This window comes from Cyanobacteria bacterium FACHB-DQ100 (assembly GCA_014695195.1).
Taxonomy (GTDB): Bacteria; Cyanobacteriota; Cyanobacteriia; order Leptolyngbyales; family Leptolyngbyaceae; genus Leptolyngbya.
Genome location: JACJNW010000026.1, coordinates 57,892 through 83,384 on the forward strand (window position 1 = coordinate 57,892; position 25,493 = coordinate 83,384).

At 46.8% G+C, this 25,493-nt stretch carries 21 protein-coding genes and 1 pseudogene; 7 read left to right on the forward strand and 15 right to left on the reverse strand.

Going from position 1 to position 25,493, the window contains the following annotated elements:
• Positions 1 to 16 precede the first annotated feature (16 nt).
• From H6F51_10675 to H6F51_10705, 7 genes are read right to left on the reverse strand one after another with little or no spacing between them, the layout of a single operon-like run.
• Positions 17 to 1,714 (reverse strand): TrbI/VirB10 family protein, encoded by a 1,698-nt coding sequence (locus H6F51_10675; GenBank protein ID MBD1822951.1) that lies wholly within the window; start codon positions 1,712 to 1,714, stop codon positions 17 to 19.
• The gene (locus H6F51_10680) at positions 1,711 to 2,481 is read right to left on the reverse strand and encodes a hypothetical protein (GenBank protein MBD1822952.1); all 771 of its coding nucleotides are present in this window, start codon (positions 2,479 to 2,481) and stop codon (positions 1,711 to 1,713) included. Before H6F51_10680 ends, H6F51_10675 begins: the two co-directional genes overlap by 4 nt.
• Positions 2,482 to 2,505: 24 nt before the next feature.
• Positions 2,506 to 3,606 (reverse strand): hypothetical protein, encoded by a 1,101-nt coding sequence (locus tag H6F51_10685; GenBank protein ID MBD1822953.1) that lies wholly within the window; start codon positions 3,604 to 3,606, stop codon positions 2,506 to 2,508.
• 2 nt (positions 3,607 to 3,608) lie between these two features.
• Complete coding sequence (locus H6F51_10690; GenBank protein ID MBD1822954.1) at positions 3,609 to 4,412, reverse strand: hypothetical protein; 804 nt, start codon at positions 4,410 to 4,412, stop codon at positions 3,609 to 3,611.
• A gap of 17 nt (positions 4,413 to 4,429) precedes the next feature.
• The gene (locus H6F51_10695) at positions 4,430 to 7,252 is read right to left on the reverse strand and encodes a hypothetical protein (protein MBD1822955.1); all 2,823 of its coding nucleotides are present in this window, start codon (positions 7,250 to 7,252) and stop codon (positions 4,430 to 4,432) included.
• Entirely contained in the window at positions 7,227 to 7,553 is a 327-nt protein-coding gene (locus tag H6F51_10700; protein ID MBD1822956.1) for a hypothetical protein, read from the reverse strand. Before H6F51_10700 ends, H6F51_10695 begins: the two co-directional genes overlap by 26 nt.
• Positions 7,554 to 7,559: 6 nt before the next feature.
• Positions 7,560 to 8,162: a hypothetical protein gene (locus H6F51_10705; GenBank protein MBD1822957.1), complete on the reverse strand. Its 603-nt coding sequence runs from the start codon at positions 8,160 to 8,162 to the stop codon at positions 7,560 to 7,562.
• 726 nt (positions 8,163 to 8,888) lie between these two features.
• Between H6F51_10705 and H6F51_10710 the strand changes: the two genes are divergently transcribed.
• Positions 8,889 to 9,452 carry a recombinase family protein gene (locus tag H6F51_10710; GenBank protein MBD1822958.1) on the forward strand — a complete coding sequence of 188 codons (564 nt, stop codon included), beginning with the start codon at positions 8,889 to 8,891 and terminating at the stop codon, positions 9,450 to 9,452.
• 18 nt (positions 9,453 to 9,470) lie between these two features.
• Here H6F51_10710 and H6F51_10715 read toward each other — a convergent pair whose 3' ends face one another.
• The 4 genes from H6F51_10715 to H6F51_10730 form a co-directional block, all read right to left on the reverse strand.
• Complete coding sequence (locus H6F51_10715) at positions 9,471 to 9,764, reverse strand: hypothetical protein (GenBank protein MBD1822959.1); 294 nt, start codon at positions 9,762 to 9,764, stop codon at positions 9,471 to 9,473.
• A 292-nt stretch (positions 9,765 to 10,056) separates the two neighbouring features.
• On the reverse strand, positions 10,057 to 12,273 hold the full coding sequence (locus H6F51_10720; protein MBD1822960.1) for an ATP-dependent RecD-like DNA helicase: 2,217 nt from the start codon (positions 12,271 to 12,273) through the stop codon (positions 10,057 to 10,059).
• A gap of 301 nt (positions 12,274 to 12,574) precedes the next feature.
• Positions 12,575 to 13,201 carry a hypothetical protein gene (locus tag H6F51_10725; GenBank protein ID MBD1822961.1) on the reverse strand — a complete coding sequence of 209 codons (627 nt, stop codon included), beginning with the start codon at positions 13,199 to 13,201 and terminating at the stop codon, positions 12,575 to 12,577.
• A 295-nt stretch (positions 13,202 to 13,496) separates the two neighbouring features.
• Positions 13,497 to 13,631: a ribbon-helix-helix protein, CopG family gene (locus H6F51_10730; protein ID MBD1822962.1), complete on the reverse strand. Its 135-nt coding sequence runs from the start codon at positions 13,629 to 13,631 to the stop codon at positions 13,497 to 13,499.
• Between the two features lie 55 nt (positions 13,632 to 13,686).
• Between H6F51_10730 and H6F51_10735 the strand changes: the two genes are divergently transcribed.
• Complete coding sequence (locus H6F51_10735; GenBank protein MBD1822963.1) at positions 13,687 to 14,922, forward strand: transposase; 1,236 nt, start codon at positions 13,687 to 13,689, stop codon at positions 14,920 to 14,922.
• Positions 14,923 to 14,954: 32 nt separating this feature from the next.
• Here H6F51_10735 and H6F51_10740 read toward each other — a convergent pair whose 3' ends face one another.
• Entirely contained in the window at positions 14,955 to 15,317 is a 363-nt protein-coding gene (locus H6F51_10740; GenBank protein ID MBD1822964.1) for a hypothetical protein, read from the reverse strand.
• Positions 15,318 to 15,441: 124 nt separating this feature from the next.
• Entirely contained in the window at positions 15,442 to 17,259 is a 1,818-nt protein-coding gene (locus H6F51_10745; protein ID MBD1822965.1) for a hypothetical protein, read from the reverse strand.
• 882 nt (positions 17,260 to 18,141) lie between these two features.
• Here H6F51_10745 and H6F51_10750 point away from each other — a divergent pair.
• The 5 genes and pseudogenes from H6F51_10750 (at position 18,142) to H6F51_10770 (ending at position 24,633) form a co-directional block, all read left to right on the forward strand.
• Complete coding sequence (locus H6F51_10750) at positions 18,142 to 20,184, forward strand: helix-turn-helix transcriptional regulator (GenBank protein ID MBD1822966.1); 2,043 nt, start codon at positions 18,142 to 18,144, stop codon at positions 20,182 to 20,184.
• 858 nt (positions 20,185 to 21,042) lie between these two features.
• Positions 21,043 to 22,251 (forward strand): IS200/IS605 family element transposase accessory protein TnpB, encoded by a 1,209-nt coding sequence (gene tnpB, locus H6F51_10755; protein ID MBD1822967.1) that lies wholly within the window; start codon positions 21,043 to 21,045, stop codon positions 22,249 to 22,251.
• 165 nt (positions 22,252 to 22,416) lie between these two features.
• On the forward strand, positions 22,417 to 23,097 hold the full coding sequence (locus tag H6F51_10760; protein ID MBD1822968.1) for a hypothetical protein: 681 nt from the start codon (positions 22,417 to 22,419) through the stop codon (positions 23,095 to 23,097).
• Between the two features lie 698 nt (positions 23,098 to 23,795).
• Positions 23,796 to 23,978, forward strand: coding sequence for a hypothetical protein (locus H6F51_10765; protein MBD1822969.1), 183 nt, complete (start codon positions 23,796 to 23,798; stop codon positions 23,976 to 23,978).
• Positions 23,979 to 24,123: 145 nt separating this feature from the next.
• Positions 24,124 to 24,633, forward strand: a pseudogene (locus H6F51_10770) (N-6 DNA methylase).
• A gap of 70 nt (positions 24,634 to 24,703) precedes the next feature.
• Here H6F51_10770 and H6F51_10775 read toward each other — a convergent pair.
• Together H6F51_10775 and H6F51_10780 are read right to left on the reverse strand one after the other, a co-directional pair.
• Entirely contained in the window at positions 24,704 to 24,892 is a 189-nt protein-coding gene (locus tag H6F51_10775) for an IS6 family transposase (GenBank protein ID MBD1822970.1), read from the reverse strand.
• A 65-nt stretch (positions 24,893 to 24,957) separates the two neighbouring features.
• Positions 24,958 to 25,476 carry a metallophosphoesterase family protein gene (locus H6F51_10780; GenBank protein MBD1822971.1) on the reverse strand — a complete coding sequence of 173 codons (519 nt, stop codon included), beginning with the start codon at positions 25,474 to 25,476 and terminating at the stop codon, positions 24,958 to 24,960.
• Positions 25,477 to 25,493: the final 17 nt, after the last annotated feature.

Sequence of the window (25,493 nt, forward strand, 5' to 3'; positions counted from 1 at the left end):
TTTTGTGAGATGGTGATTAGTTCGGCAGTAGCATCGATTGATTCACAAACACTTGAACTGGGCTACCCGATGCAATAAAGAGAGAGTTGGGACGTTGCTCCATCTCTTTGATCGCTTGTTTATTGCGCTCTTCAATTGAGCCTAAAACGGCATCTGCTCCTCCTTCTAACCCCCCAGCCAGCGCATTTGGTTTAGGATTGCTTTCGGTAATGACCGTTGTACCGTTTCCGGTTTGAATTTGGCTATTAGAACGAGTAAACAACTGTGCCGATCGCCGCACTGCTCCTAGCAGAAATTGTCCTGCGTCCATTGCTGCAATTTCTTTACCTCGGTCTTCCAATTTTGCAATTAGTGGTTTGCCGTTCTCTCCACGTATCCGAATTGCACCAGTGGGTAAGATGAGTTCTTTTTGCAACCCGTTTTCATTCCACACAGCCGTTGTCGCTGAGAGTTGAACTTGACCAGCCCGCGAAAACTGATCGACTTGAGCTAGCAAATGCGCTCCACTGGGAATCGCTACTTGTCCTGTTGAGTCTTTAAGCGGCTGTGCGAGTACGATCGTAAACCGATCGGGGTTAGTCTTTCTAGTCGCTTCTGTGCTTCTAGAATTACTCAAAGTTACAGGAGTCGCTAAGATCCCTGGTGTACTCTCTCCTGCAATCAACGAGTGTTGCCGAACCTGTTCTTGTAGAATTGCTGCCTCAGCATCTTCTAAAATAGGATGCTCTGAGATTGGGTGTTGAGCTGTGACCTGAGATTCTGGTTGTGTTTCTATGATCGTTCTTCTTGGTGCTGTCTGTTCTTTTACTGGTTGGTCAGTTTGTTCAGTGTTGAGTTGATCGGATGTTCCTGCAATTTGATCCGTATCTATTGCCATTTCAGCATTTGCTTGTACGGCTGATGTCGGTGCGATTCGAGCAGTTGGAATCGATTGCAAGGAATCTTCAGAGTTTTCTTGAGCCACTTGTGATCTATCTTCGCTTAGGTTGCTATGAGAACTACTAGCATTCGACCATCTGCTATCAGATGAGTCTGAACGAGAAGAGCCATAGCTGCCTAATTGAGCAAGCTGTTGCCACTGCTGCATTGAATCATCAGGTTGATGGTCAGCTTTAGCCTGAATCGCTGGTTCTTTTGCTGCCATCGATCGCGCAACAGAAGGGTAGTTGCTCGTAGGCAAACTGACCGGAGCAGAAACTAATCTGGGTGGGCTGGCTTGGCTAACGATTCGAGGTGGCGCAGAGGCTATGGTGACGGGTTTGGGGGAATCAGTTGCATTGGCTGGCGGTTTAACCGGAATGCGAGGCAATTTCTCAGGCTTCCCGTTTTTTGCTAAACGATTCTGTAGGTTAGTTTGATCACCGATCGCTGCATTTGCCTTGAGCTTGCCATTTTCTTCCCGCAGTCTTGATAGTTCATCTGAAGGAGTTTCTGGCTGTGATACTGTTTCGCTCGTGGGTTGCGGTAAATTCTTCTGAGCTTGTTTGAATCGCCCGCCGCCTGCTAAAAATAGAGCAGCAAAGCCAAACACAGGGATGAGAAGCAATCCAATGAGGGCGAGTTTCGGAACAGGTTTCGTCCAAACAGGGCGGCTCGATCGTGCTAATTCAACCGGGAACTCCCCCTCATGTACTAATGGTTCTTCGACTGTGGGAGCTTGGGTAATTGCTTTCAAATCTTCAGTCGTAATCTTTTCGTGTGATTGTCCATTCATTTTGCTAAGTCCTCACGCTCTAGGGGGCGAATCTCTTGAATCTGTAAGCCGCTTTCCAACATCGAATACACCAAGCGCTGATAGTCAGTTGTGTTTTGTCCAAGCGGATTCTGTGGCGGTTCAACGGCTTTAACGTAAATCGTGCGATTAAACGGAATGGTTTGCCCTGCGGGATTTGCATCATCGAAAACAATGCGAGTTGCAATCATGTGAATCCGCCATTGTCCTTCTCCGGTTAATTCTGGGGCTGAGAAGTTCTGGGGAACGAGAACGGCGGCAACTTGTCCGCGAAACACGCCTTCAGGCACAATATCGGCTGCAAGTTTCTGTAAAAACGCATCTCGAAAATCAGGGGCTAAAAGAAAGGAAGCTTCCCAAGCACGGGTCGGAATCCGTCTGCGATCGCTACGCCGACTGGCTGAATCTGCCCCAACTTCTTTGCCTGCATCAATTTGTGCTTTGTTTTGTCCCGGTAGCTTGCCCCAAGTGAAGGTCATCGCTGCCCAGTTTGATACTGTACGCCGAATGACTTCGGGTTCACGGTATTGATAATCTGCGGAACGGGCTGTAAAAGCGTGTCCATCGACTTGCTGTACGAGCGTCGGTGGTTTTTGATTCGATAGCTTCGAGAATGAAACCGCTAACCAGAACGTAACGATCGCAAGAATGAAAACACTGATCGAGAGTCCTGCAAATGCCAGCGGCAGGATGTCTGTAGAATCCAGTTTAAATCGCTGACTTTTTCGCTTCAAATCAGAAATTTGCATAACTGTGTTGAATGAATGCGTGAATTATTTGATGGGCAGAGTTGAAGTACCGATCGCAATGATTCGAGAAACCCCACCAGAAACAGCGCGAAATACTGCCATGCCACCGCCACCCGCAAGAGCTAATGCTAAGACAGGCGATAAAACACCGATGAGTAAGAGAAATCCAATATCCGAGGAAGATTGAGCGTCAGCCGCAACAACTACGGTAGCAGCAAGTCCAACCACGACATTGTAGGAAAACTTAGCAAGTCCTAAGCTAAAGAAGCCGATTAACCATGCCCAAAGCGGACGACCTTGGAGCGGAATGACTGAGCCAGCTACAGCAATCGGTCCAATTAGTCCGGTTAATAGCATGGAGAGTTCAATCAAGTTCGCAAATGCCCATTGAAGTCCTTTGAGGACTTGTTGAGCAACCGCTTGACCTGCGGTAGCAATCAGTCCTTCTCGAATGAAATTGGTCAGTAAGCTTGGAGCCGTCAAAACTTTGCCTGCCGCATCTCGATTTTGATACTCTTGACTCAATCGTTCATCGATCGCGCGTAACCGTTCCCAAAGCCTTTGTACTCCGACCGTCATCCAGCCTTTTTGCTGATATTCCTGGGTCAATAGGGTTTCGGCTCGCTTACCCGCCTCGCGAAAGCAATCAATCTGTGCTTGTCCCTCTTTGGCTTCACATTCAGTGTACTGTTGCTGAATCAAAGCTTTTGCTTGTTGAGAAACAACGACATCATTGAGTGCTTCGAGCATTGAAACCTCACCGATTTGTACCTCTAGTACTTTTCGGGTTTGGTCATTGATGATGTTTCGGATTCCTAATGTCATTGATCCTAGCATAGCTCCGTTGTTAAAGAGCAATGCAAAAATAACAAATACCCAAATTACATCCGGTAGTGCTGGAAAGATGCCGCGTTCGATCGCATCTTTAACCCAACCAACAGCAAAAAATACGAAAGCACCGACAAGAATTGTGGCAGCAAAAGCATTAATGCCGTTGTACAGTCCATTCGCTCCATTGAAGATGTCTGTCCACCGAGCATCCCAGGCTCCTTGAACTTTCTCAACTTGGCTGATGCTATCTTCAATGATGGTCTTTGCTCCTGTCACTTGAGCCAAGGTGAACATAACTACCTCTTCGTCGAGTTGCTTTGAGTGCTGTACAGACCAGGAATGTAGAGTTCAGTGCGAGTTGCACCACCAATTTCTAACTGTCGTGCAACCCGCTCACGGCGATTCGATTCGTCGATGCCCTCGCTAGTGTTAGCGGCGAGTTGTGCGATCGCGCTATCAAGCTGCTGAATTTGCAACAATGCAGTGTGATTATCGGCAGTCAGTTGAGCTTGATTGATCACAATTCCTGCCAGTGCTGCATTGATCTCAGCATTGTTCTTCATGATATCTTGAGTCACTGTGAGAGATTTTGCTTGTTGAGCAAGCTTTTGGGTTTCCTGATATCCTTTCTGACTGGTTTCAACAATCTTTGAAATTCGATCGGCTTCTTTTTGAATCGTTGTTTTTCCTGTTTCTCCCAGCATCAACGCCGACATCGATCTCGCTAATTCTTGATCGTAGAGGTTCGCTAAATCTCGTTGACGCACAACTGGATTTGTGGTCAGCACACCAGGATTAATCTCTGTTTGCGTTGTCCGAACTTTGTAGGGATCGGGTGACTTAGAGCCGGTTGCTGATTCTAGCTCGTTCCATGCACCACCCATTGCAACTTTCATCATGGTTTCAAAGATGGGATCAAGCTCGTTGAATTGCTGCTGAATTCGAGCTAGAGGATTGAGATAGTTATTCAGTACCCACTGCTGCACTTCGTCGCCAATGCCTCCCGGCATGAAAGAAGCGGTAGCTACACCAGCGACCAGTAACGGAATGACTGTCCCTGTTCCAATGATGAATCGTCCAATAATTCGCGATTTTTTCATTTTCAATTTCCCTCCTATTACATCAATGTCATCGCTTTGTGTCCGTTGCTGATGTAGGTCAAATCATCGGTTGTAGTAGAAGTTGATGTGTCTTCTACCTGCCACTCCGAAGCGATTTTTTCGGAATTTGGCATGATCGTATCCATTGACCGACCTGCTCGAACCGCTTCGGCATAGAGTTTGGAGAAAGCGGAGTACCCATGAAACTTATTGTCATATTGAGCCAATACTCGATGCCTTGCCCGTTGTTCCTTTTGGTTGTTGGCGACTGCTGCTAATAACTCAAACGAGGGATGATGGCTACACTCGGTTAATCGAGCATCAGCATCTACAAGCCAGTGAGAGCATAGCCGTGCAGGGTCGGTTCGGAAAGATTCATCCGTGTTTCGCATTAATACATTGGGGTCATAGCCGAAAAAGCGTTGATACGAAGCAAGGGAGTTTGGCTGAATTGCGCCAACAATGCGAGTGTTAAGGTTTTGAAGAATTTGAGATCCAGCAACCGAATTCGCGATCGTATCTGGATCTTGTCCACTGATAATTGGACGAATCCCTGATTTCGCACCGTTGGCGCAAACCTGTCCAATAATTTGAGCAATGCCGTTGTATTTGAACAGAATTGGACTTTCATCAATTGCTAGGATACTATCTGTCACCTCCAACGCTTTTCTAAATGCCATTGATTGAGCCGATAGCGCTAACACTGCGGCTTCAATGTTGTCACCGACATTCCGCAGTGCAAACACAATGAATTTGGCATCGGTGCGAATCGTACTGGGCTGAGAGATCGCTTTCCCGACGCGACTGGTAAGCCAGCCTTTTAACTCTAGTAGAATGGTGGCGATCGCTTCAGAAACCATTTCAGACTCAATCTCTAGATCTAGATGCGTTACTAATCTGATAAAGTCAACGAGCGTTGGCATTTCAAGCCAAGCTTCGCTGCCAAATCCTCCTTCAAAGGCGGCACCGTATCGAGCTTGAATTTGCCCATCATTGAAGAAAGCCGCGATCGCTTGCCATAGAACGGTATGGACTCGCTTACCCAGTTGCCCCTCTGTCTCTGTTCCCATCACCATGATGTTGAGTGCTTTAACCAAGAACTCCTTGTAGTCATCGAGCCGTTCAGCCTGTTGCTTTTCGGGAAGATGACGAATATCTGGAATCTGAAATAAGTTGTTTGCCTCAGACCCGATATCAAAGTAAGCACCCTGGTCTCCGAAGAATCTCACCAAATCGGTGTAAGTGGTTGTTCCATCGGCTTTAGGATAGTCAAGCGAAATGACGTGCATTCCGTTAGCAATGCCGCAGGTAAAAATGTCAGACATTAAAACCGACTTACCACTGCGGGTTTCCCCCATGATGAAGATGCCTCGATGCTTAGTGATGAAGTCGATTAGAAGTGGCGCATTCCCTTCACGAGTAATGAACTCTATTCCGCGTGAATCGACAGGTCTAGTGCAGGCAAGGGGCATTAATCCAGGGGCTTCGTTCGTGAGATACAGTTGCTTACGATCGTCACCTAACAACCAATCATCCACAATTGGAAGGGAGCGTAACCATAACGACCAAGCAACCTCAGTTTCTCGGATGAAATCGCCCTGCGGAAAGGCATGCGTTAGCTTCTGGCAAGCTTCAGACAATGTATGTGGATCATTTCGGTAGATCAGTGCCATGACGGAAACCCAAATTGGCATTGCACCTTCATAAATTTTCTCCTGAGCTTCCACCCCCTTTTTCATTCGCATCTGTGAAAGAACATCAACGTTTTTAAGTTCAGCGGCTCGATGAGTGGCGGTGTAGTTCTGTTTTGTGAGCCGTTGCAAAGTGATTCGAGTCATCGTGCGATCTGCAGCCGCCAACTCACAGACAAATTCGCAGTCTGGAAACTGTGAAAACACTTTCCAAAGGTAGTAAAGCTGGTGTTCGGGTGAAGCAAAGCCAGGGGGTTTTGACTCTAGCGCGATCGCGCCCACATATTTGCCTTTCACCCATGCCCACTCTCGATCTGCCTTGGGATGGCTGGGTCTACCATTCTCCCCACGAATTAGCACACTCAGCGCGTGATAGGGTTCTCGAATCTCTTCTTGCAAACGAACGGTTCCCGCAGTTTCTTGAAGAATCAAGCATTGAGGCAAAGGCAATGCTTGTCGAGTATTGAAGTCACTCCAGATATAGTTCCAAAGACTCCAAGCGGTCATCGGGACTCCATGCAATCCCATACGGGTATTGATTTGCTGCTCCCAATACAAATAGCCATCGGTGAAAGCTTGAGTTAAAAGCTCCAAATAATGTGCCTTCTCCTTCGACTCCTTCATGCCCTTGAGCGTTTCGTATTGATTGACAAGCCATGCCAAGAGCTTTTCGGTACGATCTTTACTGGTTCCTCGTCCTGGCTCGATCGTGTAAGTGGCAAATAGATAGATTTGCTTCGGTTGTCGTTCACCTCGCAAGGTTAGCTCTCGTGTTGATCTTTGCTGTGCAAGTAGCAGGAACTGGGTTTCTAAACTTTCAGTCGAGTTGATCAGTTGCTCTAGCTCTTGTTGGCGATCGATATCATTGGCAAACGATCGCAGATGAATGCGGAGTCGATCGCCTGGACGTAGCCCCTTCAATCCTTCTTCCAGTCGAGCCAGAACGCTCTCTGCTTGACCATTGGCAAGTAGAGTATGAATTCCTTCAACTTGGAAACCGAATATGAATGAATATTTGCGCCCTTTTTTAAGCAAATATGCGCCGACGTTTCGACCTCGCAGTTCTAGACTACAGATGAATTCGAGATGGGATTCATTTTCAAAAGGCTTGAAATGATAGTGCTTAGTGCTGACCCGTTTCTTCGTCATGTTCTTGCTCTAAACAACTGGTGTAGTGAACATAGCCTCGATTCCAGTCGGGGGGTGAGACAAACTTATTCGTAAATCTCCAGGTTCTTTCGCCAACCACAAGCCACCAGGTACTCAACCCCCAGGTGCTGACCAGCAGAAACCATAGAAATCCAAGTGAAAGCACAACCCGAACCAGAAAATAAGAAACAACTAAGACCACCAGCGAAGGTGCTAACAATGCTGCTGGAATGGGACCTAGACTCGGTTGCTTTCCTAAGCTCTGATTAACGGAGCGAAAGTGCTGATTACCTTCAGTCATAACGCTTTACCCCCTTGCCGCTGTACCACCGCCGAAGAACATGGCGCTGAGTCCTTCTACAACCACAACGGCAGCGACGACAATAAAGGCGTTTTGCATTAAAGGTTGCCACTGTTCACCCCGTTGTGCTTGGTAAACAGCAAATAGGACAAAGCCAACCGCCGTCACCCAAACCACAATTCTGAGTAAGCCGAATAGAAACGTGATAATACCGCTATCGATATACTGTCCAAAGATGGTGTTAGCTTGCTGTTCAGCAGAATTGAACAGTTGAGCCGATGCCGGATCAGAGCTAAGCGTAATACCTGCAAAGCACAAGGCAGCAGCGATCGCGCCTAGCATTCTCCAGCCTCCACAGCGACGGAACCAAGGCTGCGAGGTGAGAAGTGGAACCCATTCGACAAATCGAACGACTAAAGCCGCTAGAGCAACCATGAACCAAATAGAAACTGGGAAGTGAGTGATGATGAGCAAAGTGGTTAAACCCAAACAGGTGACGAACGGAATGAATGGGCTGAATCGGTTTTTTCGGCTCAAATGAAGTGGTTCCTGCGGATTTGCGCTGTACAACAATCGAGCCAAGTGAGACTGGAACGAGGGGAATGCCATCGTTTTGACTCCTGATATGAAAGAAACACTAAAGCTTTGTCGCGAAGTTACCAAACAAGACTTCGTGCATGAGAGTGAAGATGAATTTGGTGTGCTGCCCTGATCGAATTTGCAAGTCTTCTGAAATTCGAGACAAAAGTATCTTAAGCGGATCGTTCAAGCTCTCGACAAAGTTTAAAAGTTGAAATGGTACAGGGCTACTGTGTTTATTGAGAAAGGGTTGACGAACATTAGGTGGGGAGATTACGGATCAGGGAATTTATATTCTTCTTCGGCTTGAATTCGTCTATGTGAATGAGAATTTGCAGTGCACGAGAACCAAAATCGAGAGATAAAAGCCCGATATCGTAAGCTTTCTAACTCCTTGACTATAAATTCTTACGATCACGCAAAGCGATGGATAGCTCGTATGCTACTGAATTTAATCTCTATATAGCTAAGTGATTCTCTTCTACGTAGTTGTGATTGATGAAACCAATCACTAAGGAGCTATATTTCTGAATCAGTGAATTTCTTAAGATTATTTTTATATTGAAATTCGCCGTTCTTTTTAGTATTTCTGTCTCTCAAAAAGGGGAGCTTTTGAGAATCAATATTTCAATCGCTTTCTAGTTCCTAGAGTTTTGAAGGTGGGTTTCACAACTACTATCAAAATGATAATTCTAGTTTTCCGGTTAGCGATTTTAATTACGGAAGAATGTTAAAGAAGATTACAAATCATGGTGCATGTTGATTGGCTACAGACGAATATCGCCTGATGACCAAACGCTAGACCCGCAAACTGACACTCTGAATCAGGCAGGGTGCGATCTCATTTTCACGGACATCACCACTGAGCCAGGAGCAAAACAGCCCCGACTCGAGGAAGCGATCGCTTATGCCCGTCCCGGTGATGTCCTCGTCGTGTGGCGATTGGATCGAGTTGGCAAGCCGCTCAAGCAGCTATTCGAGTGGATGATTGAATTGCACGATCTCGGGATCACGTTCAGAAGCTTGGAAGAGAATTTAGACACGCAGCGCTACGATGCGGCAGAAATGCTGCGGATACTGCGAGTGTTAGTCAACTCCGAGCAGCAGGTCGTGACCGAGAAGACGCAAATTGGTCTAAAGCGTGCGAGAGCCAAAGGGAAAAAAGGAGGACGCAAGCGCTCCCTCACGCCGCAACAAATTCGGATTGGTCAGACGTTGGCAGCCGATCCCACACAAACCGTTGAAGATGTGTGCCGAACCTTGAAAATCTCGCAGTCAACGTACTACCGCTACATTCATCCAGAACGGCAACAGGAATAACTATTTTCAGCTTGATTCTTAATCAGACTCGGCTTGAGGAAGATCTAAAACGATCGTGGCTTGTCGATCAATTAAGGCTTGCAGCATCGAGAGTTGTTGTTCGAGTTCAACGATCCAGTTTCGTCGCTGGATTCTCGCCAGCCAATCGCGATATTTTTCACTGCCAATCTTCCCCAAGCCTTGATGCTTTACTTCCGGGTTGGTGCTAGTGAGTTTGTAATATTCATAGATTTTGCCGCCTTTGTTCTGAAAGTTGGGGCTGATCCAGACATTTGCGGGAGCGACAGCGCCGGAGTTTCTGATTTGGGTCATGAGAGCCAGCAGGCGTTCCCGTTCGGCAAGTAGATGTTCACTCACTGTTTCTTGTCGGTCTGAGCTTACACAGACAAGAATACAAGCGAGATTTCTTGTCGATCGAACTGTTCACCGACAAGAAGCAAGTAATTTATGCTGATGCTCAAGCGGGACAAAATGTTTTGGGCTTGCGCTCATCTTGGCTTTTTGTCGATCACCGAACGAAGCGACAAGAGAGTGCAGGACCAATCTTCTGGCTCACTTTCTGGTAGTGCTATTTCATCAAGGATGAAGAGTAATGGCACTACCCTCACGACTCACTCATCTCAGTGACCTCTGCGTGTTCCTGCAACCGCTGACTCAAGAGTGTATACCGCCGTTGATCACGACATTGAGTGACCGCATAACGCAGTGCTTGCGATTGTCCCACCAAAATCGCCAGTTGTCTCGCGCGAGTCAGCGTCGTATAAAGCCACGGACGACTCAGCATCACCGCGTTTTGCATGAACAGAGGCACGATCGTCACTGGGAATTCAGAGCCTTGTGCCTTGTGTCCAGTAATACTGTATGCCAATGTCATCTGGTCCCATTCGCTACGGTGATAGTCCACCCAATGGTCCTCGAACTGAACACCTAACACCTGTGCTTCAGCATCATAGGTTTCAATCACCCCTAATTCGCCGTTCATCACTTCGCGCTCATAGTCATTCTCAAGCTGAATGACACGATCACCCACTCTAAACTTCAGTTCCTCAGACTGCACTTCTAGCATTTGACACTTTGACGGATTCAAGAGGTCTTGCATCATCGTGTTGATCGCTTTTGTGCCAATTTCGCCTTTGATCATCGGACAGAGAATCTGCACATCGTTAAACGCATCCCACCCGAGTTGAGGAAGCGTTGCACAAATCAGCTGACGAATACAATCGATGCCATGCTGCGGAGAGTGGGACGGCACCCAAATGCAGTCCGATTGTATCGATGCGGAAAGGCGCTCCATCTCCAAAAGTTCACCTCGGTTGATGGCATGCGCCTGACGAATAATTGCAGAACTTTGAGCTTGTCGCCACACTTGAGTTAACCGCACCACCGGCACTTGTTCTGACGCAATCAACTCTCGAAGGACTGCTCCGGGTCCCACACTGGGGAGTTGATCGACATCGCCAACGATGAGGAGCTGAGACTGAATGGAAACAGCTTTAATTAGTGCGTGAGCTAAAAACAAATCTGCCATCGAAAACTCATCGACGACAACACAGTCTGCAGGAATGGGTCGCGTTTCATCCCGCCCAAAGTAGCCGCTTCTTGGTTCGTATTCAAGCACTCGGTGCAGCGTGGAAGCTTCTCGCCCACTCAACTCCGACAGTCTTCGTGCAGCTCGTCCGGTCGGAGACGCTAGAGCAACTCGCTTTCCCATCGCTTCCCACAGTTCGACGATCGCACGAACTGTGTGAGATTTGCCCACGCCTGGACCTCCAGTGAGAATCACCACTCGCTCTGATGCTGCCAGTATCACCGCTTCGCGTTGTTCGATCGATAATGGCAGATCTGAAGCTTCACAATACTGCTCCATCCACGTTTGTACAAAGTCGCCGTCCACGCTCGTAGAGTGATCCAGCCGCAGTTTGAGCCGGGACGCAATCACCGTTTCTGCCCGGTAGAAAGCAGGTAGATAATAGCCCAACCGCCCTGGATACTTGCGGCTTTCTTCAACTCGTAATTCCTCAGCCGCAACGAGCCATCCAAGCTGCTGTTCGATTAAATCTGGCTGTGGGCGATAGTCGGGACGGGCAAGGAGCCGCACCGCTCGTTCGACAATCGCGGCATGCGGCAAAAAACAATGTCCTTCGCGTCCGGCTTCTCGCAATCCGTGCAGAATCGCGCTGCGGTAGCGATACTCAGAGTCAGGGGCAATGCCTAATTGAGTGGCAATGCCATCCGCCGAGTGAAACCCGATGCCGCGAATCTCGGCAGCAAGCTGAAACGGATTGTTGGAAACAATCGAGATCGCGTCTTCGCCATAGTGCTTCAGCACTCGAATTGCTTGACTTTTCCCAATGCCGTAAGTTTGCAGAAACATCATGACGGTATGAATCTGCCGCTGTCCCATCCAGGCAGAGCGAATCTGCGACAGTTTCGCTTGAGCAATCCCTTTCACTTCGATCAGTCGCCCAATTTCTGTATCGAGAATCGTAAGTGTGTCGAGTCCGAAGCGCTCCACAATCCGTTTCGCCATCGCAGGACCAATGCCGCGAATCATGCCGCTACCTAAGTAGACCTCGATGCCTGCGATCGTATTGGGAATGTCTTCGCGATATTGCTCCACTTGAAACTGAGAACCATACCGGGGATGAGTCCGCCAAGTGCCCTTGAGAATGAGCGATTGTCCCTGGTTGAGTGCAGCAAAGTTACCCACGATCGTCACCGTTTCCTCAGCTGTTGTTTGAAATCGCGCTACCGTAAATCCAGTTTCGGCGGATGTAAAGACGATTGTCTCAATGCTACCAACGAGTTCTTTAGTATCCATGCTCAAGCGCAAGCAACCTGTAGCCGATCTTGCCACATTTGACAGCGTCTAGGGCAAACCGTTTTCACATAGAACTGGTTTTAAAGCAAAGGGACGAGCGATCGCGCTTATGTCAATCGTAGTCGCGGCAATAAGAATCAATAAGGCTGTCTTAACCGAAGCGTAAACAGAGTGATGCAGAAGTTGATGCGATATGCACAAGAATTAGGAAGACGCTTGCTAACAATCAAGCGTCTTGCCTCTGAAGGTGACAATTGTAGTGCTTCTTTGGCTGCCACTCTTGATCCACAAAACTCAACAATCAATCGCTCTCGTTCTCTATCTGTTGCAAGTTCGTGAGTAACTGAACGGCTTCGCTATACGTTACTTGTGCTGTCGTTTTTTGCAAGTGGTGCATCACGAACCATTTGTACTGAGGCAATGACCAGCCAAGGCGGACGGTTTCGCGGAAGATCGATCGCATGATTGCTTCTTGTTCAAGAGTGTATTCAGGAGTGCGATCAGGATAAAAAGCAGGCGGTTGACCTGAAGCAGACCGCTGAAATAACTGTGCCGGAAACTTTATTACCATCTCTGATAGTTGAATCGGAGCAGCATTCCAGTAGTCATTGGGACGAAGATACCAATCGGCTTCACTTAGATCAAATGCTGGAGGTGGTGAGGTGTAAAAGATCGCCTGCTGTCCCTGTTGTTCAGGCGGAATGTATTCGACAGCGGCAGCACGGTCAAGCCAGTATTTCTCGTCCTGAGTGAGCGATCGCGGCTTGAATCCAGTCGGCAATTTGAGATCGAGTAATCCTGCCTGCCAAAGCTGGCTGCGAGTTTCAAGATCAAGCTGCGGCATTCCTTCCCAAGTTTGACGATTTCTTGCTTGATTCGTTGTCCGATTGGCGGTGGATTTGACACCGAACCCTTTCGCATCAGCCATGTCGAGTTAGAGAATGAGTGTTGCCTCAATTGTCGCACCTCTTACTTCAATTGAAAGTTTTCTTATGTAAGTCAGATCGATTCTTATGTACGAAAGATGAGTTTCAATGGTAAATTTGTACATAAGAAATAAGCACTTTACATAAGAATTTTCTCGAGCGCGTTGAGCTTTATCAGCAGCAGCCTCACGCCATAATCCCCGATTTGGCGTGAGAAGATTGCGTGTGAGTTGAGGAGTGCTGTTCGACCGATGCCGAGTGCAATGAGGCAAGGGAAATCAGCAACGACGAAACGAACTATCTCTCAGGCAATGAACGAATAAACTCCCGTAGGACATCCGTGATGGATCTCCCTGTTTTCTGGCAGTAAGAATCGAGCTTGTCTTTCTCACTTTTTGGTAGTCGAAACTGAATTGTTTCTTTACTGGTCATGATTGCAGCGTATGGATATATGCACTACAATAGTATCACAGCAATTATTTCTCCAATGCGAACCGCTCATCAGTACCGATTGCGATTGACGAAACAACAGCAAGCCACGATTGACCAATGGCTTGAACTCGCGCGTCGTCAATATAACTATCGGTTGGCAGAGCGGTTCAACTGGTATGAACAAAATCGCTGCGATGTGAATGCGTGTCCACTCATCTGCCATCTGCCAGAGTTGAAAGATAGCCCCAATTTCTATTCTCAGAAGCGAGATTTAGTCAACTCGAAAAAACTGTTTCCTGAATATAAAGAGATTCCCTCTCATACGCTGCAAGACGTGATTGCGCGGGTAGAAAAGACGTTCGACCGATGGCTAAAAGGGGATTGCAACGGCAAGAAATCAGGAAAGCCAAGATTTAAGGGAGTAGGGCGATTTCGTTCGATTGTATTTCCAGATCCGGTTAAGTCAGAACATATCGAGTCACGATTCATCCAGCTTCCCAAGCTTGGCAAGTTAAAGATGATTTTGCACCGTCCAATACCCGATGGCTTTAAGGTCAAAACGGCTGCAATCATCAAGAAAGTGGACGGCTATTACATCACGCTGTCGCTTCAAGATTCATCTGTCCCCGTTCTCACGTCGGATGCCCCAGCACTGGAAAATACTATCGGGATTGATGTCGGTCTGAAGTCGTTTCTGGTGGATGATTTGGGAGATAAAGTCCAAATTCCTCAACACTACCGAAAAGCAGAGAAGCGTCTGAAGCGGTTGCAGCGTTCATTGTCTCGTACAAAGAAAGGCTCTAATCGTCGCAAGAAAGCGATTAAACGAGTTGGTAAGGCTCATCTGAAAGTTGCGAATCAGCGCAAAGATTTCCACTATAAAACCGCTAAAAAGCTTTTATCTCAAGGAAAGCATGCTGCACATGAAAAGCTGAATATCAAAGGTCTAGCCAAATCTCGATTGGCGAAATCAGTAAACGATGCTGGATGGGGTCAATTCCTGCAAATTCTCTCAATCAAGGCTGAAAGAGCCGGATTGCTTGCAATTGCGGTGAATCCAAATGGCACAAGTCAAGGCTGCTCAAATTGCGGTCACAAGGTCAAAAAAGAACTGTCCGACCGATGGCATTCGTGCTCGTCTTGCGGTTGTGAACTTGACCGCGACCACAATGCAGCAATAAACATCAAACACAGAGCGGTAGGGCATTCCGTTCTTAAAGCTCATTTAACGTCCGAAGCAATAGCTGGAGTCAATGAGAAGCCTACGCTGTACTGTACTCAGTCAGCGTAGGAGCATGTCACATTAAGTAATCAGAATCTCCACTAAATCTGTCTAAATCGCTTGCCGACATACCGACTCTTCAGCTTGCCATTCTCGCGCCAGTAAGCATACCAATACGGTCCATGTAACTCTCCATCGATTCCTGCACACTTACATCCTGCTTTCCCACACCGAACTAGCTCCAACTGATACAGTCGCGCGGCTCCGCCGATACCGTTAGGATCGTCGCTCCGCTGTGTTTCAATCACTTCGCGTCCTTTTGCAGTAACCGCTTCTGAATGCACTGATTGTTGCTCAAGCGATCGTACAATGTCACCTAATTCGGCATAAAGCTGTTTTGCCTGCGCCAGAGTGAGATGTCCGAATGCAGTCCGAAGTTTATCGACGTCAGGGCGCTTAGCCATCACTTTTGAACAAGGAGAGTAAATTGTCAACGCAACAAAAAGACATTTCGGTTGTAATTGAGCAGTCGATCAGCACAGAAGCCAACCCGTAGGAAAATTGGGACAGCGTGAGCATTTAGTTCTCCTAATTGCGATTCATCTCAGTGGAAGCGGTGTGACTGAGCCAATTGAGCCACTGTCGCAGTTCTAAATCACTCAGCATCGTGAGACAGGTTTCGCTGAAGTGCTGCCAGAGCATCCAATCGATTTGCTCAACCGACCAGCCTAATCGGGCAGTTTGCAATTCGATCTCGGCAAATAACAATGAGCGCTCCGATTGACTAACAAATGGGGAGAATTGCACTTGAGGCGCTCGCAGTTCATCCACTCGTTTCCATGCCATCGCTTCGGCAATCAGAATGGGATCACCAGAGTTAAGATATCGCTGCATTTGCTCAGCTCCTGTCTGACTCGACAAACTGGATTGAAGCTGATGCTCGATCGCGAGTTGAATTGCTTCTTCACACGCTTCTTGCTGTGCTTGAGCTTCAAGTGAATCCTCAATGTTGTTACTTACCGGGTTAGGGCAAGAACCTTGATTAACAGAAGAATTACCGCCTGTAGTCGCACAAACCTGAAGTTCAGAATCGCTAGAATCATTGCTAGAAACAGAATTACCGCCTTCGCCCTGTAATAAGCTTGTAATATTCTGAGAGCTTTTCTCTGGCTCTAATTGCTGTAGATTACCTAGAGAATCGCTCATGAGAAATTGAGGATGCCAAAGATCTCGATGACGATACAACGATCCTCCCCCGATTCGATATTGAAGTAATGCTTTGAATCTTTGTGTTGATTGACTGGGAAGAATTCCTTTTTCTAAGAGATCAGAGATCGCACTTCTAATCCGATCTCGTGCTGATTCTGATTGTTGTTGGTTCCAAGACGGAGCTTGATCGATTGCGCTTTCTAATTCTTCAGACTTTGCCTTAAACTTTCCTTTCTGATCCCCGTAATGAAAATAGTGACTTGATTGAATGCACCTTGCCCATTCTTCGGCTCGATATTCAATTTCATGCTGGTGACGGCAAAACTCCTCATATCCCGGCAGTGACTTCGCGGTTTCAACAATCTCTTCAACTAGAGCACTTCCGACTAACGGTTGACCACCGGAGAGAACGTGATGAAAAATGTACGCTCTCATCGTAATGCGCCCCAACAAGCGATTGGTTTGACCACAGCCAGTCCAACCGAGTTCGATTTCTGCATTCAGATCATTGATAAACTTCTCCGCTTTACCAGAGACTCGAAACAATCGTCGTTTTGCTTGCTTGAGAATTCGCTTGAGCAGTTGAGTGTCAAGTGAATTCCGGCGTTGAGCAAAGTGCCAATATTCAACAAAAGTCTGCTGTGTGCTCCAAATGGGCTGAAATTCCGCGTTCAACAAATACGACCCGACTTGCAGCGGCAGGCGGTGAGCATTGAACAGGCTTGGTGTTCCGTTCGCAACATAAGGCTTAGGGTTCGGAAAGGTTTCGAGCTGTCCGGGAACGATCTTGAAGCCAGAGTTTTCGAGCAGAGTCGCGACGGCAATCGCTAATTGCCAACTACTGTGAGCTTGCGGAAATGGAAAATAGAGATGTAATCCTCCGCTGTAGCTAGATGTGCAGACGATGGATTCGACTAACCCAAGCGGTTCTAATGCAGCAGCGATTCGACCAATTGCGAACGGGTCACGTTTCGGATGGTATGGGCTGCCAGCATCGATATCAATCAGACAGTACTGTGTTTCTGCACCGAAGCGAACACCATAGAGATATCCGCCCTGACGAATGAGACGATCTCCTAAAGGATGGCGAGACTCAGTTTGCCAGTTGACTTCTGCGCCAACACAAGGAAGTTCTGCCCAAATATAATCGTAACGATGTGGAAAAAGCGCGAGAAACTCATCAGTCCACTCACGCACGCTTTCAAGCGCGAAATGTTTTGTTGCCATAGCCCAGTAGTGAGTGAGTGTGAAGTCACCAAAAGCGATGTACTAAACACACTCGGTCGAAGATACTAGAATCCGATCTGTATAACACGAGCAGAATTCGGCTTTCGGCTTGTCAACAGTCTCGATCGCGCAACCCTTCTTAGTTTGTCAACATTGGCTGCAATCCTAACCCACCGTTGAGTTTGGGAAATGGTAGGTCAATCGATCCTAGAATCTACATTTGCGATCGCTAAAAATTACGTCTTATGATCCTAGAGCAGCGAAATATGGCTTATTACAAGTTCGTCATTGAATTCTAGAACTTCTGTCAACATTGGCAACAACTTGCAGTAGATGTAGCTTCAGTACGTTGGTCAAATGATTCTAGAATTTCAGTCAACACTGTCAACACTGTGAAAAATGCTCATAGTCAAGCACGCCATTAATTTTTTCAACAAATCGTCATTTGGCTGCATATTCTAATCGTTCTGCGCTTTGGTCAAGCGATTCTAGAACTTGAGTCAACATTGTCAACAAAACTGAAATTGCTAAGTTTTATGAAGAATTTGTTCAACAAGTGACTGGTTATAGCGCGAGCGTGTTGACAGTAATTGGCTTCACTCAAGGTAAATCAAGGTTTAAGGCAAAATAATCTTCACCCTCAGGTCATCGCATTCTAGAAAGTTAGTCATGTGATTCTAGAAATGTTGTCAACGGCAACTCTAACGCCTCAGTTGAGTAAAGCATTGTCCTGCCTTTAGCTCAGAATTTGTAGACTGACAGGACCGTTGTTGACAAGATGGTTTTGTTGACAGCGCGAATGTCATAATCCTGTGCTGTGGTCTCTACAGGTATACTGATTCGAGTTCTCAAATGCTATTGGCAAATCGAATCATGCTGGTGAGCGCAGTGAAGCAAAGAAACACTAAATCGTCTCAATCTAAGTCAGCAAGACCGGACAAGGACGGTTCTGCTTTGCAATCTGTGTCAGAACAAGAGCTTCATAAAGACATTCCGCAGGGTTCCGTCTCAGGAGAAATAGAGGATGTAACAAATGATGCTCATAGCATGATTTCATCTGAGCGAGTGCATCAGTATGCGGAAAAATTGCGTTCTGGTAAGTCCTTCTTAAACCTGATTTTGGTTCACGTTGCAACGGGGATTAATCAGTACCGATTGCGACAACTTCGGTCGCAAGTAAAAGGCGACTCAGAACTTATCAATCTCTACAATGAAACCGAAAAAATTGGCGCATTGCAAAAGCAATCCATTACTCGGTTGGAGAAGCTATTCAAATCTGTTTTGAAGCAAGCCTCGTTTTGGGAGCAAACAGCGCATTGGATTACGGTTCGACTTGAGCAATGGGCAGTAGAGTCACGAATGCCAGTGGACTGCTCGATTCCGGGCGTTTTATCTGTAGAAGCTGATTCAGCACTACCGGAAGAAGAGGCTTGGCGTGAATCAGTCGTGATTAGTGCCTGTGCCTTTTATACTGCTAGCGAATGGCTTAGACATTTAGATTGGTCGTCGTTCTCGATCGAAGACCTTGAGAAACTATTGGGAATTCGATCTCCTGACACTTCAATAACTGATCCCACACTCTTCAAGAACCATGAAATTGAACGAGTTGCCACAGGTTACCCCATTTTGACTGGCGCACAAGCACTGATTAATAATCAATGGGAAGACGGGGAATATCCATACTGGAAGAAACTGGTCGGTGAAGGGTTCATTCAGCACAACATCGTGCGTCAAAGTCCATCGAACCAACAGATAGAATTAGTGCCAGGCAAAGCAGCCTGGGAAATTATTCAGCAGTTTGGACCAGAAGCAGCCTATGTCCTTCTCATTTTCTCTTCCTATGCGACTGACTCAGAGAAACCCTGGGAGCAGCAAATTCGATTAAAAGGAACAGACTTGATCCGTTTGTTTGGATGGGACAAGCGAACAGACATCACACTAGGGCAAAAGCTAAAAAAAATTGGCAACTTGGTAGAGTTGGTTTGTAGCTTATCGGTGTTGATTAACAACATCAATGTTGGAGCGAATCGATATAACGTAGCTAGGGGCGCGATGTGGCTGCTTGAAGAATTGGAATATTCAGGGCAACTTGCACTTACCGTCGATGCCAAGAATCCTAGCGCTCTGAGCTACGAAGCGGGCGATCCAGATGAGCTGTATATTAAAGTTCGCCCTGGCAGTTGGACGGAGAAGTTTCTGAACTCTAGGGATTTGAGTGGAAAGAATGCCCTTTGCCAGTATGGGTATTTGGCGAAGAGTACACTACAAATCAATCCATATCGTCAACGGCTAGCGTCTAAGCTGGCAATCTTTCTAACAATCATGAGCCGGATTCGGCAAGATGGACGGTACGAAGTTGGAACACTGTTGGAGCGCTTAGAACCAAAAGAGTTGATGACAGTCGTTCAGCAGAGTAAACAGCGCCGGAGTGCATTGATTGCACAATGGGACAACGCGCTTCTAACGCTACACGAATTAGGCTGGCAGATTGAATTTGACAATGAGACTTACCCTGAGTGTATTCGCCCAGAATGGAGTTTGACAGATGAGTCTGAGCCGACGCGAACTCGCCCTCGGAATTGGTTAACGCTTTGGCTCAAAGCGATCGTGATTATTAAGCCTACCGTTCTGATTCAGGAGAAGTTAGGCTCAGTTCGAGCGTCCAATTCTCAACGCACTGCGGACTTGCCAACTGCTTCAGACAATCTATTAGAACGAATTCCAGAGCTTACAGGTGCGGAACTTGCGATCGCACTAGATGCAAAAGGATGGTCTAAAGCAAAATTGGCAAAAGAGTTGGGAGTCGATCGCTCTCTGATTACCCGCTGGATTAAAGGTGAGCGCGTTATCCAGCCAAAACATCAAACACAAATTCGAGTTCTGCTGGAATTATGAGCTTTTCAAAGAAATCTACTGATTTCTTTTTAGGGTGCATTAGCTTCTTGAACTCTCAATATATCCAGAGTTATGCACCCTAAATCGTTCGAGCAAATTTGTTTTTTAGGGGACATTCTCCTTGCTGGAGCAACAATTTCACTCTTAATCGCACCCTAAATTAAAACTTTAATATGTCTCGAAAAAGGCGCAAACAGGATAACCCTACCGTAGAAAGCATCCTTCAAGACTGCTACTCACTTGGCTTGTAAGAAATGAAGTACTTGCGCGAGGCATAGACGTATTGATCACTGAAGAAGCGCAACGCTTGACAGCAGAGCCTGATGAGTGGGACGTGAAGCGAGAAGAGAAAGTCCTAAAAACGGGGGCACGCGGCTCTAGAGGAAGTATTGAATTGAAAATGATCAACAATTGTGGTCCTTATGCTTATTTGCGGTTTCGGTCAGGGGATACCCATCATTCCTTCTATTTAGGAAAAGTAAAGGCTAGATGAAAGCTTGCGATCGATTTAGGGTGCATATAATTCACTATTGACGTAATTTACGGCGCAATGCACCCTAAAAGCAAATGAATACATCTCCTTACGATCGCTGTCGTTAAATGATCTCTAAGAGGCTGCAATCGAAAGAAAAAACAAGAATCACAGCGCTTTAGCTAATTCGGCGGGAAGCCCCGCGCTCTCCCGAAGGGGAGCGTCGGGATGAGAGCCAGGGCGTTGACGAGTTGATGCTTTGAACAATGTGCAGCGTAGCTGTACGAGGACTTGGCATCGATGAGGAACCGCCAATCTCCCAAAAACGAAGCGAACACAGGTACTCAAACTACATTAGAGTGATTATCAATCCACTCTAATTATTCATGCTGAAAGCGGTCAAAGTCCGAATCTATCCAACTGATGCCCAGCAAGTTCATCTTGCTCAGGCGTTCGGGTGTTGCAGATGGGTTTGGAATCAGTCACTTGCCATCATGTCTCAAACGTACAAACAGACAGGACGTGGTGTTTCAGCAATGGATATGAAGAAGCTGCTTCCCGTTTGGAAGAAAGAGTATGAGTGGCTTTCTGAGTGCTATTCCCAATGTTTGCAGCAATCTGTTTTGAACTTGGGGACGGCGTTCGGCAACTTCTTTGATGGTCGGACAGGTTATCCCACCTTTAAAAATCGGTATGGTCGGCAGTCGATTCAGTATCCAGCAAATGTCAAAATTCTGGGCGAGTCTGAGATTAAATTCCCTGGCAAGCTTGGAACGATGAAAGCAAAGATTCATCGGGATTGTGTTGGAAAACTCAAGACTGTTACCGTGTCGAAAATGCCGGATGGTCGGTACTATGCGTCATTGCTGTTTGACGATAGGACAACCAAGCAAGAATCAAGCAGTGAGGGTAAAGCCGTTGGGATTGACTTGGGATTGATTGATTTTGCCGTGACTTCTGACGGCTCTAAATTCAACAATCCGAAACATCTCAAGAAGCATGAGTGCAACCTGAAACGGAAGCAAAGAAAGCTTGCTCGTAAAAGAGACAAGACGACCAATAAACGGCGTAAAGCTAAGCTTGCACTCGCGAAAGTGCATAGCAAAATCTCAAGAGTGAGAGAAGACTTCCTGCACAAGCTATCCCGCAAGATAGTGAACGAAAACCAAGTGATTGTGGTGGAAGATCTAGCAGTGAAAAACATGGTCAAGAATCACAACCTAGCCAAATCTATCAGCGATGCGGGTTGGGGGATGTTTCAGACCATGCTGAAGTACAAAGCAGAGCAAGACGGTAAGATCTACCTCGAAATCAGTCGATTCTTCCCGTCCTCACATCTCTGCAATGCAACGCTGCTACCGATTCCAAAGATGGATCTCTCAGTCCGCTCATTCCTCTGTCCGCATTGCAAGGTGCATCATGACAGAGATGTGAATGCGGCAATTAATATCAGAAATGAAGGCTTGCGGATTTTGGCGTTGGGAACCAGCGCTTCTGCCCTTGGAGGCAATGTAAGACCAAAGCGGTATGGGCGCAAGTCTACGACCGCAGAGGCAATTGCTGATGAATTGGGAAGCCAGCTCCGTACCGCCTAGCGGTCGGTGTCTGGTAGTTCACCAAACGTTAAAATCGAATGCAGTTGAGCGGCTTCCCCATGCGACAATAGTAAATAGTACACTTGAATATTCAGAAACTATGGCTTAGAAGTGAGTTCTTCTAGTCAACCAGTAGCTTCCCAATCCTCAATTGCAAAACTTCGAGTGACTCATCCTTCATTGCCTGATAAACTTTCTGGTGCGCTGACGATCGCGCAGAAAAAAGTCTCACAAGTCTGCCACTCTTTTAATCGCATCGCGTTTGAGTCATGTTATGAAGGGAGCCGAGACGGGCATAACCTCCCAGCGACTCCTGGTTTATACGCCTTCAAGCATCGAGACGGACGAGTGCTGTATGTTGGCAAGAGTACGAACATTCGGAAACGCTTTAAAGCACGACACGAAGTGTTTGTCGATCTATTTTTTGCAGGCTATGCTGCATCTGATGTGCGGATTGCGGTCGTTTCCATTTCTGGAAATTATCTGCCATTATTAGAAGTAATAGAAGCTCTCGTCATTTTCACGTTAAGACCAGAGTTTAATCGGAAAGTCTACTCGCTTGCGGAGATGGCAGCTATGGTGGCAGTGCGATCGTTTACAATTCCTGCGGATGTTGAATTGACGGATCTGCTCGATACTCAGGTCGTGTCGGCGATTCGCGACTACGGAGTTGCCAATGGGTTGACCCCGAACCAGGTAGTCGAGTTGGCGCTGGCACAGTTTCTCGATTTTGAGGCAGTGACACTAGATGGGTACGAACATCTTCAGACCTATGCAGATTTGAAAAATGAGATTGCAATGCTGCAAGCAGAACTGCGAGGGCTGAAGCAGAACGGGGAAATGTAGATTTATATCGAGTGCGATCGCGGCTTCTGAGAGCGGACCGATAGTGAGTCGCTGCCTCAAATAGTCTTATGTATGACCTCAATATTCCGATTCGTACACAAGAAAAACTGGAGCATTAGCAGACTTCGTGTAGGTTCTAGCTGTACGTTTAGGCTGAAATTCGCAACTTTAGAATATGAAGCTTGAGATGGAGTGAGCGATCAAACGGTGCAGTGTAATCTGCTGCAAAATAGTTCTAGCTGCTTTAAAACAGCAATCAGCTAGAACTATGTTAAATGCGTCAAGCAAATTCACCTTGAATCTTGCGGCTGTAAAGCAGAAGAAAGCTGAAACAAAGGATTTATAGCAATCCTAGATTTCTTATGTACAAGCCGATATTGTGCTGTACATAAGAAAAGAGCTAACAAACTGGGCGCGATTGGGGACTGCGATCGTTCTACAATAATCAAATGCTTCTTATGTACACTCGTCAATTTGTATTACATAAGAACCTAACGAGTGTACATAAGAAGCATTTTTTGTACATAAGATTTATGTCGCAGCATCTATCCCTCTCTCAAATTCGCGCAGCTTTCTGCAAGCTTACATTAAAGCAGGCAAAGAAATTGCAGCGTGAATTTGAGAAGGTGATTCAGGAGTTAGAGGAGCAAACAGAGACAATTGCGCCAGCCTCTTGAAAGGGGCGGGAAGTGATTGAGGTGCAGTGGATTGATAATCGGCTCTATCAGTTAGAACAAGTGCGCTGTGGAAAGGCAAAGTGCAAGTGTGCAGGCGCGAATGGAGAACTGCACGGACCATACTGGTATGTCTACTGGCGCGAAGATGGAAAGCTAAAAAGCCGCTATGTTGGTAAAAATCTTGCTTCCACGCTCTCACGCTGAAACCCGTTTCAGTTTCATCGCCGCCTCGGATTTCTACCAAGCTAAAGAGGCGCATCCGCTTTTATTCGCCTTTGTACTAAAGATTATGGCGCGGGCGAGAGTGAGTATTAAATGTCAAGACCATTTCCGGGTCGCGACAGTGACAGGGACTTGTGGCTTTTTGGTGAACGCCTATGAGTACATTCTGGAGAAGTATACGAGTCCGGAGATTTTGTATGACGAGAAGGGCTATCAGCATTTAGTGGGAGATCGCTTGTCGGATGAGGAGCGGCAGTTTTTGCAGACAAAAGCATTTACGGCTTATGACAATGATTCGGGCATGACGATGCTGCGAATTGGCTCGATGAATTTGATGCTGCACGGAATTCAGCGACCGCGATTTTTTTATAAGGATACGCTCTCTAAAGGGTTTGACGATGAGCGATCGCTGGATGTGGTGCTGATGAATCCGCCGTTTAAGGGCAAGATGGACGAGTCGGATATTCATGAGAAGCTGCCCTCGAAGGTGAAGAAAACAGAGTTGCTGTTTCTGCATCTGATTTTGCGGGTGCTGGAAATGGGGGGACGGTGTGCGGTGATTGTGCCCGATGGGGTGCTGTTTGGGTCGAGTCGGGCGCATGTGGAGCTTCGGAAAAAGATTATTGAAGAGAATCGCTTTGATCTCGATGTACGTTTCGTCCACCCTCCCTGAATCGTTGGTTAGATTTAAGAAGGGACGAATGCGTTTATCCAGTTCTGGAGCAAATTTCAAAACGAGCGCGATTAATCGTGGAATGATCCACGGCGACACCTCGCTCCGCCATCATCTCCTCTAAATCTCGGTAGCTCAAAGAGTAACGACAGTACCAGCGCACATTCAGCAAGATGATTTCAGGCAAGAAGTGGTGCCATTTGAACAGGGAGTCAGTCGCCATTGAGAGCAAAGCTAGAGAAAATTGGGTCTTCACACCCTACCATTTTTGCAACACAACCATGCTGCTTAACTAGAAGCGCGAATACCAGTATTCTCACTTTCCAACAGATAGATAATTTCCGCGTGAACGGTTGTCTCCTGAACGACTAAACGGGCGACAGAGACTGGCAACTTAAATCGTCTTGGTCCTGCGCTTCCTGGATTTATGAACAGCACTCCTTCCCGAACTTCGACGCTGGGCTTGTGCGAGTGCCCGCTAATGACAACGCGAATGTTCTCAAATTTTGGTTCTAGCTTGAGATTCTTGAGGATGTGGATTAAGTGAATTGAAACTTGATCAATAGCAATTGTCTTTGATTCTGGAATAGTCTGTGCCCATGCTTCAGTGTCATTATTACCGCGTATCGCAACCACCGGAGCAATAGTACCGAGTTCTTCCAGGATTTCTGGCTTACCAATATCTCCCGCATGGAGAATGAGAGCGGAATTTATCAGTGCTTCGACTGCCTCCGGACGCAGCAAGCCATGCGTGTCAGAAATCACGCCAATTTGAGTGCCTGTTTGCTTCCGCCTACGCTTCACCATACCAAGGAAATTTTGAT